The sequence below is a fragment of the Trichocoleus desertorum AS-A10 genome, from assembly GCF_039962155.1.
Lineage (GTDB): Bacteria > Cyanobacteriota > Cyanobacteriia > FACHB-46 > FACHB-46 > Trichocoleus.
The window spans coordinates 56,107-64,630 of sequence record NZ_JAMPKN010000023.1; the positions used below are offsets into that span (position 1 = coordinate 56,107).

The 8,524-nt window shown below is 47.3% G+C and carries 8 protein-coding genes; all 8 read left to right on the forward strand.

The genetic code is table 11. The features are described from left to right. On the forward strand, window positions 1–1,143 hold the full coding sequence (locus NDA01_RS22580) for an aryl-sulfate sulfotransferase (RefSeq protein ID WP_348229734.1): 1,143 nt from the start codon (window positions 1–3) through the stop codon (window positions 1,141–1,143). 29 nt (window positions 1,144–1,172) lie between these two features. Next, the gene (locus NDA01_RS22585; protein WP_348229735.1) at window positions 1,173–2,210 is read left to right on the forward strand and encodes an NADP(H)-dependent aldo-keto reductase; all 1,038 of its coding nucleotides are present in this window, start codon (window positions 1,173–1,175) and stop codon (window positions 2,208–2,210) included. Between the two features lie 113 nt (window positions 2,211–2,323). Beyond that, a complete protein-coding gene (locus tag NDA01_RS22590; RefSeq protein WP_348229736.1) occupies window positions 2,324–3,007 on the forward strand; it encodes a glutathione S-transferase family protein in 684 nt (227 codons plus the stop codon). 517 nt (window positions 3,008–3,524) lie between these two features. Beyond that, a complete protein-coding gene (locus NDA01_RS22595) occupies window positions 3,525–4,298 on the forward strand; it encodes an ATP-binding cassette domain-containing protein (protein ID WP_348229737.1) in 774 nt (257 codons plus the stop codon). Between the two features lie 41 nt (window positions 4,299–4,339). After that, a complete protein-coding gene (locus NDA01_RS22600; protein WP_348229738.1) occupies window positions 4,340–5,152 on the forward strand; it encodes a class I SAM-dependent methyltransferase in 813 nt (270 codons plus the stop codon). A gap of 27 nt (window positions 5,153–5,179) precedes the next feature. Then, entirely contained in the window at window positions 5,180–6,238 is a 1,059-nt protein-coding gene (locus NDA01_RS22605) for an aliphatic sulfonate ABC transporter substrate-binding protein (protein ID WP_348229739.1), read from the forward strand. 53 nt (window positions 6,239–6,291) lie between these two features. Beyond that, window positions 6,292–7,365, forward strand: a complete 1,074-nt coding sequence (locus NDA01_RS22610) for a sulfonate ABC transporter substrate-binding protein (protein WP_348229740.1) — start codon at window positions 6,292–6,294, stop codon at window positions 7,363–7,365. A gap of 93 nt (window positions 7,366–7,458) precedes the next feature. Then, complete coding sequence (gene ssuC, locus NDA01_RS22615; protein WP_348229741.1) at window positions 7,459–8,268, forward strand: aliphatic sulfonate ABC transporter permease SsuC; 810 nt, start codon at window positions 7,459–7,461, stop codon at window positions 8,266–8,268. Window positions 8,269–8,524 lie beyond the last annotated feature (256 nt).

Genomic DNA, 8,524 nt, shown 5'->3' on the forward strand with positions numbered 1-8,524 from the left:
ATGACTCTCGCCTTTAACCCGCCACCCGCTATCAGAACCCCTCTCGTAGACCAAAACACCATTCGTCGTCGTGGTACTGGTTTACGAGCCATTGACCACATGAAAACCTTTTTGGGATACACCCTATTTACGCCTTTGACTGGGCAGGGTGAAGTGTATCTAACCGATATCAAAGGAAGAATAGTGCACGAATGGAAACTGCCCTATGCACCTGGGCCTTATGGCTATCTCCTCCCCAACGGCAATCTGTTTTATAACGGCAAAGTTCCCGAAGCGCAGAGCCGTTTTCCCATGTGGTCGCTCTTCAAGGGCGGTGTGGTCTTAGAAGCCGATCGCCATGGCAACATTATCTGGGAATATCATCATCCTGATCACCATCATGATGCTTGCCGACTCCGCAATGGAAACACTTTGATTTTGTGCATCGAGAAGATTCCGCGATCGCTAGTGACTCAAGTTAAAGGCGGCATCCCTGGTACCGAAGCAGAGGGCGACATCTATGCTGATGTAATCCATGAAGTCACACCTGGCGGAGAGATTATCTGGAGTTGGCATGCTTATGAGCATCTTGATCCAGAAACCGACGTCATCAATTATCAAGACCCGCGCCACGAGTGGACTCACGGCAACTCAGTTAGAGAACTGGCAGACGGCAACATTATCCTGAGTTTTCGCAATATCTCCACCGTAGTCATTGTCGAGCGCACCACCGGGAACATTATTTGGAAACTCGGAAAAGAAGTGCTGGCACAACAGCATTTTCCTCATGAATTACCAAATGACAACCTGTTGATTTTCGACAATGGTGCACACCGTCAATACACGGCTCTCAGCTATTCTCGTGTGATTGAGGTAAACCGCCAAACGCAAGCAATTGTCTGGGAGTACACAGATAATCCTCCGCAAAACTTCTTCAGCCCCTACATCTCCGGGGCGCAACGCTTAGCCAACGGCAACACCCTGATTACAGAAGGCTCCTTTGGACGCTTGTTTGAAGTCACATCTGACGGTGAAGTGGTTTGGGAATATGTCAACCCGCACTTCGGTGGGCGATCGCTCGATTCCGCCCCTGTAGCTCGCGGCGAACAAAATTCTGTCTTCCGTGCCTTTCGTTACACCCGTGAAGAGATCCCTTGGCTCTAAGTGAAACCTAACCTCTTTTTGGCAAGAACATGAAATACAACAAATTAGGTGACAGCGATTTACAGGTTTCTGAAATTTGCTTAGGCACTATGACCTTTGGGCAACAGAACACCATTACCGAGGCTCATCAACAACTCGATTACGCGATCGCTCAAGGTGTCAACTTTATTGATGCCGCAGAAATGTATCCTGTACCTGTGCAAGAAGACACACAGGGTTTAACCGAAGCCTATATTGGCGAATGGCTCAGTCGTCAACAACGGGATCAACTGATTGTTGCCACCAAAATTGCTGGACCAGGACGTGATTTTCATTGGCTGCGAGATGGTGAGCAAAAGATCGATCGCAGAAATATTGAGCAGGCTGTAGACGCTAGCCTCAAACGCTTACAAACTGATTACATCGATCTTTATCAACTCCACTGGCCCGATCGCTATGTACCACGCTTTGGCGAAACGGTATTTGACCTTCGCAAAGAGCGAGAAACGGTGGCGATCGCAGAGCAACTTGCTGTATTCGCAGATGTGATCAAAGCAGGTAAAATTCGTCATCTCGGTCTCAGCAACGAAACCCCTTGGGGTATCTCTGAATTCAGCCACTTAGCCAAACAACTCGGTCTACCTAAAGTCGTTTCTATTCAAAATGCCTACAGTTTGGTGAATCGTGTGTTTGATGCTGCTCTGGCAGAAGCGAGCTATCGCGAAAATGTGGGACTGCTCGCCTACAGCCCGCTTGCCTTTGGTTTGCTCTCTGGCAAATATCTCAATGGTGCTCCCAGCCACGCCCGTCTGAATCGCTTTGAAGGGTTTGGCGGACGCTATCGCAAACCTAACGTTGCAGAAGCGGTTGCTGCCTACATTGAGATCGCTCGCGCTCACAATATCAAACCTGCTCATCTAGCGCTGGCTTTTGTCCGCAGTCGTTGGTTTGTCACCAGTACCATCATTGGTGCCACCACATTGGAGCAATTACAAGAGAACTTAGACAGTGTGAACGTCACGCTCGATGAGTCAATTTTGGCCGAGATTGATGCCGTTCATACCCGTTATCCCAACCCTGCACCCTAAACCCAATGCCCTGTAGGGGCGAAGCATTCGGGCAACAACTTGGCTATTCACAAAGTTTAATTTCCGAATGCTTCGCCCCTGCCAGGTTATCGTTCTTTAAGAGAGATCTCATAATGACAACTGTTCAAATTTATAGTGCTAAAGCCTGCCCTTTTGCTCACCGCACTCGGTTGGTGTTGTTAGAGAAAGGAATTGACTTCGAATTAACTGAGATTGACCTGCAAAATAAACCTGCATGGTTTTCTCAAATCTCACGTTATGGCAAAGTTCCAGCAATCAAACATGGCGATCATGAGATTGTTGAGTCTGCCATCATCAACGAATATTTAGAGGAAGTGTTTCCAGAACCACCACTTTTACCAAGTGAACCAGGAGCCAGAGCGATCGCCCGCATCTGGATTGACTACGCCAACACCCGCTTTGTCCCTGCATTCTCCAAACTGCTGCGGGGTAAAACCGCTCAGGAGCAAGAACAAGGAAGACAAGAACTCGAAGAATCTCTCTTATATATCGAGCGAGAAGGATTTGGCAAATTATCGGAAGAAGGGCCTTACTGGTTTGGTAATTCCCTGAGTCTCGTCGATCTCACCTTCTATCCCTGGTTTGAACGGCTCCCGACATTGAAAGAGTATCGCAACTTTAGCCTGCCTGCTGAGGCAACTCGCATCCAGAACTGGTGGCATGCTGTGCGCGATCGCCCCTCGGTTCAAAGCATTGAAAATCCTGTCAGCTTCTATTTAGAACGCTACGCCAGATTTGTCACCGCTCCTGCCACTGCTGGAACTGCCCGCAACTAAAAACTACAGCCCTAAATGACTTACAAGGGAGGAGATCAGCTGATCTTCTCCCTTAATATTTGTTGTAGGGCAGAAAACTGACAGCTTATAAAGCATATTTTTAACAAAAACCTAATTCTTAATTTATAAATAAACCATAAAATTGTTCTTTCTTACACTAAAAAAATGTGACTTTCAAAACCTCATTTTAGTACTCCCAATGTCTAGAAATAAAACTATTTAAATCAATCCATCAATTTCAGAAAAATGCTTTAAAAGCATAGAGATATCAAGCGAAAATGCTTGATTTTTAACTACAGCCATGCGAAACTATCATTTATTAAATACGGTAAGTCGATTGATTTACCGTAGATTAACCAAAAAAGTCAGTTAGAGAAAACCCCTAAAAGGTAAGAACTGACAGACAAGGTGTTTTATCGAAATTGACTGACCTATTGAAAGACTTTGACCACCGTACGAATCTAAGTAAGGGCTAGAAATTTGAGCTGGATTCGCTTTCGTTTTGGAGATTTTTGACATGGGATCTGAACCTCGGGGTATGCATGTAGCGATTGAAGGAATGAAAAAATCCTTTGGTCATCAGACTGTTTTGCAAGGAATTGATCTAGAAATATCGCCTGGAGAATTTGTAGCGATTGTTGGCCGTAGTGGCTGCGGTAAAAGTACATTACTTCGCTTAGTCGCGGGATTAGATGCACCCACAGAAGGTGATATTTACTTAGACGGAAAACGTTCTTATCGCCTTAACCCTACCGTACGCATGATGTTTCAAGATGCGCGACTTTTGCCTTGGGAGAAAGTGCTATCTAATGTGGAATTAGGTTTATTCGGCTCCAGTGGTTCTGTCCGCAGCAAAGCCTTGCAAGTGCTCCACGCGGTTGGGCTGCAAGAAAGAGCCTTTGAGTGGCCTTCCGTCCTATCGGGTGGTCAGCGTCAACGGATTGCCTTAGCAAGAGCCTTAGTGAGTGAACCCCCTCTCCTGCTGTTAGATGAGCCACTAGGAGCCCTAGATGCCCTGACTCGAATTGAAATGCAACAGCTCTTAGAGAACCTTTGGCAGGAGCAACAGTTTACCTCTCTTCTAATCACTCATGATGTCGAGGAAGCAGTGGTTCTAGCAGACCGAGTGGTGCTCATCGAGAACGGTCGTATCGCCCTGGATCATCGTATTGACCTACCGCGACCGAGAGAACGGGGGAATGCTGTCTTTGCTCAAACGGTCGAGAAGATTCTACACCGCGTTATGGGTAGACCAGAGCCGAATCAAAATGTGTTTGCGATCGCCTCTTAAATTTCTCGAATTGTTCCCTGCTCACCTTACTCAGTTTTTCAATGGCTACAACAATTTCCACTCCAGATCCAACCTTATTTCAAGGTGCTGCCTGGTACTATGCCCGCTATCGATCGCGCTATCCTCAAGCTCTGTTTGATCTGTTAGCTAACCTCTTCAACTTGGATAGTACAGAACGATTACTAGATCTTGGCTGTGGTGCTGGATTAGTGGCGATCCCCTTGAGCAATCGCTTTGCGGAAGTCGTAGCGATCGATCCAGATGCAGAGATGTTGCAGGAAGCTCAAGCAGAAGCAAAGACACTCGGCATCAATCACATTCGTTGGATACAGGATCGGGCAGAGTCCATTTCTCCTGAATTAGGTCAGTTCCGCCTAGCTACGTTTGGTCGTTCTTTCCACTGGATGCAGCGAGAATTGGTTCTAGAGAAACTGTCTCCCCTGTTGTCAGAAGGCGGAGGCATTGCCATCCTCAAAACCGGAGATGATCCCTGGAATAGTTCTCTGCCCTGGAAGCAAGCCGCGATCGCCACTGTCAAGCGTTGGCTCGGGGAACAACGTCGCACAGGTCAAGCAGGCAAAGGCGTTTGGAAAAACCTAGAAGTACCTCACGAGGAAGTGCTGGCACAGTCAAAATTTGTCCAGCAAAAAACCTTTGATCTCACCTTCGAGAAAACTTGGACTGTTGACTCTTACCTGGGTTATCTCTATTCCACTGCCTTTGCACTGCCATCTTTTTTTGGCAGCGATCGCGAAAAATTTGAGGCAGATTTGAAAGAGTCTCTACTGGCCGTTGAACCTTCGGGACACTTCACAGAAGAACTGACAGCCAGCGCCTTGGTTGCTTGGAAATAAAAACATTTCCGCATCATTACCAAAGCTATGAATTCATATATTCACATTCGTCGTCGTCACTTCCTCCAGGTTGCAGTACCTGGAATGCTAAGTCTATCGACCACTCTTGCATTGGGCAGTTGCAGCAAATCAGCCCAAAACACAGCTTCTTCTACTGGCATTAACCCTTCGGACATCAAAACCAAAGTGTTGCGGATGGGGTATCAACAAGCAGGAGATCCCGTCAGGGTTACAGGAGTATTGGAGAAACGGCTAGAGCCATTAGGCATTAAGGTGGAATGGGCTCAGTTTGCCCAAGGTCCACAACTGATGGAAGCCATGAACGTGGGCAAAGTAGATGTTGGTTCTGTGGGCGAAACACCACCTATTTTTGCTCAAGCCGCTGGTGCAGATATTGTTTATGTCGTTGGCTCAAAGCGAACACCAGAAACAGGCCGTAGTAGTATTATTGCCGTGCCTCCAGAATCTCCAATTCAAAAGCTCGAAGACATTAAAGGGCAAGAAGTGGTGTTTCAAAAGGCATCAGCTTCTCACTATTTCGTCCTCCGGGCTCTACAGGAAGTCGGTTTAAAGATCAGTGATATCAAAATCCGCAGCATGCCTAACGTAGATGCCAGAGGTGCCTTTATTGAAGGCAGAATCCCAGTTTGGGTATCAGGTGATCCCCATTATGCTTTAGCTGAAAAACTCGGTAGAATTCGCGTGATCAAGACTGCCGAAGGGTTGGATTCCCCAGGTGCATATTATATCAGCGGTCGCAAATTCGCAGGAGAAAATCCAGGACTGCTAAAGCTTGTGATCGAGGAGATCGACAAGATTGAGCAGTGGGCGGCCAACCATCGCTCCGAAGCGGCAAAACTGATCGCACCAGAGCAAAAACTTTCCCTTGATGTGGCAGAGAGAGTCGTCGGTCGTCGCACCTTCGGACGTAGAGCCATTAGTCCAGCGTTGATTCAGGATCAGCAACGAGTTGCAGATTTGTTCTACGAAAATGATCTTCTGCCTAAGCCTGTCAACATTTCGGCAGCTCTGTTATCGAGTGATCTCTATGCAGCGATTACCCCCACCACCATCAGCCAGCGATAGAAACTTTCAGCAAACCTAACGAATCACGATATCAGTTGTAAGAGGAATTTTTCATGGTTCTCGTTGCATCCTTTAAGTCACAGCAGCAAGGTATTCTGAAGCGAGTTCTAGCGGTGGCTGTGCCAGGTTTCATGATGATTGCAACCGCGATCACAGGTTGCACAAGCCAAGCTCCCAATGCCCAAAACTCCATAGACAAAACCAACTCACCTGGCACTGGTATTAAGACCAAAGTGGTTCATGTGGGCTATCAATCCTCTGGTGACATCGTCAGATTAAAAGGTGTTTTGGAGAAGCGGTTAGAGCCATTAGGAGTCAAGGTGGAATGGGCACAGTTTCCCGCTGGACCGCAACTCATGGAAGCCATGAATGTGGGTAAAGTAGATATCGGTTCGGCAGGAGAAACACCCCCCATCTTTGCTCAAGCGGCAGGAGCCTCTCTGGTTTATTTGGCAGGTCGGCAACCCTCCACAGGTGAAGGTAGCGGCATTGTCGTTCCTCAAGATTCACCCATCAAAACGGTTGCCGATCTCAAAGGGAAACGCGTCATCTTCCAAAAAGGCTCTGCTTCTCACTATCTATTGGTGAAAGCCCTGGATGAAGTAGGGCTGAAGTATAACGATGTCCAAGCCGTAAGTATGCCGCCAGGAGATGTCCGAGAAGCCTTTATCCAGGGCAAAGTAGAAGCTTGGGTGACTTGGGACCCACACCTAGCAATCGCGCAAAAAATTGCCAATGGCCGAGTTCTCAGGGATGCTAAAGGAATTGCTACTCAAGGTGGATTCTACCTGGCTTCTAAAGAGTTTGCCAAGGAAAACCCAGAACTAGTGCGGCTGATTTTAGAAGAAGTTGACAAACTGGGCCAATGGGCAGAAGCCAACCCCCAAGAAGTGGCTCAGCTTCTAGAACCAGAGTTAAAGCTAGATATTTCGCTTTTAGAAACAGTGAGTCAGCGGCGGCGATATCGTCTCAGACCCATTACGCCTGAGCTAATTGCTGAACAGCAAAGAATTGCAGACTTGTTCTACAGCAATAAGGTGTTACCCAAACAAATTGATCTCAAAGATGCCACACTCACACCTGAGGAGTATGCAGCCATTACTCCAACCACCATCAGCCAAAAATAACTGCTGACCTCGATAGCACAATCATCTTTAGTCCCCTCTTTGTCTTTACCGCGTCCTATGGTTAACTACAAACTTGATGCAAGACGATCTTCAGTGAGTCATCATTCTTTCGCCAGCAAGTTGGCTGTGCTGCTCAGCGATCGCCGTATCCAAGCCTTGATTCCCTGGACTTTTCCAGTCTTTATTCTCATTGTGTGGCAGTTGTTCTCCTCGTTCGGAATCATTCCTACCCGAATCCTCCCTGCACCCCTAGCCGTGGTCACAGCAGCAATCCGCCTTAGTCAAACTGGAGAGTTGTTCGTCAATATTGGTGTGAGTGCGAGACGGGCGATCTCAGGTTTCATCATCGGTGGCAGTATCGGGTTCCTCCTAGGATTGTTCAATGGCATCTCCCCGATCGCTGAGAAGCTGTTTGATACCTCCGTCCAAATGCTACGAACCATTCCCAACTTGGCACTGCTACCACTGGTAATTCTGTGGTTTGGCATTGGGGAAGAAGCCAGACTGTTTCTGGTCGCATTGGGAGTAATGTTTCCCATCTACCTAAACACATTTCATGGTATCCGTAATGTCGATCCAGGCTTAATTGAGATGGGAAGAGTTTACGGACTCACTACCTGGGCCTTATTCTGGCGAATTATCTTACCAGGAGCTATGTCATCTATATTGGTCGGCATTCGCTTCTCCTTAGGAATTATGTGGTTGACCTTAATCGTCGCTGAAACGATTGCGGCTGATTCAGGCATTGGCTACATGGCCACAAACGCCAGAGAATTTATGCAAACAGATGTCGTTGTTCTAGCAATTGTCATGTATGCCCTCTTCGGTAAGTTAGCGGATGCGATCGCCAGAGCCCTAGAACGCAGGTGGCTTCAATGGAATCCCACTTATCTAAAGACTTGAAGGAAGTCATTACCAGGATCGAGGGACAATAGGCAAATAAAAAAAGGTTCCTGCTTATTGAGAAGACCTTCCATAATCAAAATGCCTAAATTCTACCAAACTCATCTGCGCTCTTGCCTCAGTCTGGCTCAATTTCTCCTACCCCTGCTGGTAATTCAACTCCTACAAACCCTCAAAACCATCAAGCTCGAATCCCTTGCAGCGAATCTACCAATACCCATTCAAAGCGCCAGCCGTCTACGAAAGTTGAAACGCT

Bases quoted from the DNA above. Each gene is read 5' to 3' on its own strand.
- NDA01_RS22580 (WP_348229734.1), top strand. From the start codon at position 1: ATGACTCTCGCCTTTAACCCGCCACCCGCTATCAGAACCCCTCTCGTA.
- NDA01_RS22585 (WP_348229735.1), top strand. From the start codon at position 1,173: ATGAAATACAACAAATTAGGTGACAGCGATTTACAGGTTTCTGAAATT.
- NDA01_RS22590 (WP_348229736.1), top strand. From the start codon at position 2,324: ATGACAACTGTTCAAATTTATAGTGCTAAAGCCTGCCCTTTTGCTCAC.
- NDA01_RS22595 (WP_348229737.1), top strand. From the start codon at position 3,525: ATGGGATCTGAACCTCGGGGTATGCATGTAGCGATTGAAGGAATGAAA.
- NDA01_RS22600 (WP_348229738.1), top strand. From the start codon at position 4,340: ATGGCTACAACAATTTCCACTCCAGATCCAACCTTATTTCAAGGTGCT.
- NDA01_RS22605 (WP_348229739.1), top strand. From the start codon at position 5,180: ATGAATTCATATATTCACATTCGTCGTCGTCACTTCCTCCAGGTTGCA.
- NDA01_RS22610 (WP_348229740.1), top strand. From the start codon at position 6,292: ATGGTTCTCGTTGCATCCTTTAAGTCACAGCAGCAAGGTATTCTGAAG.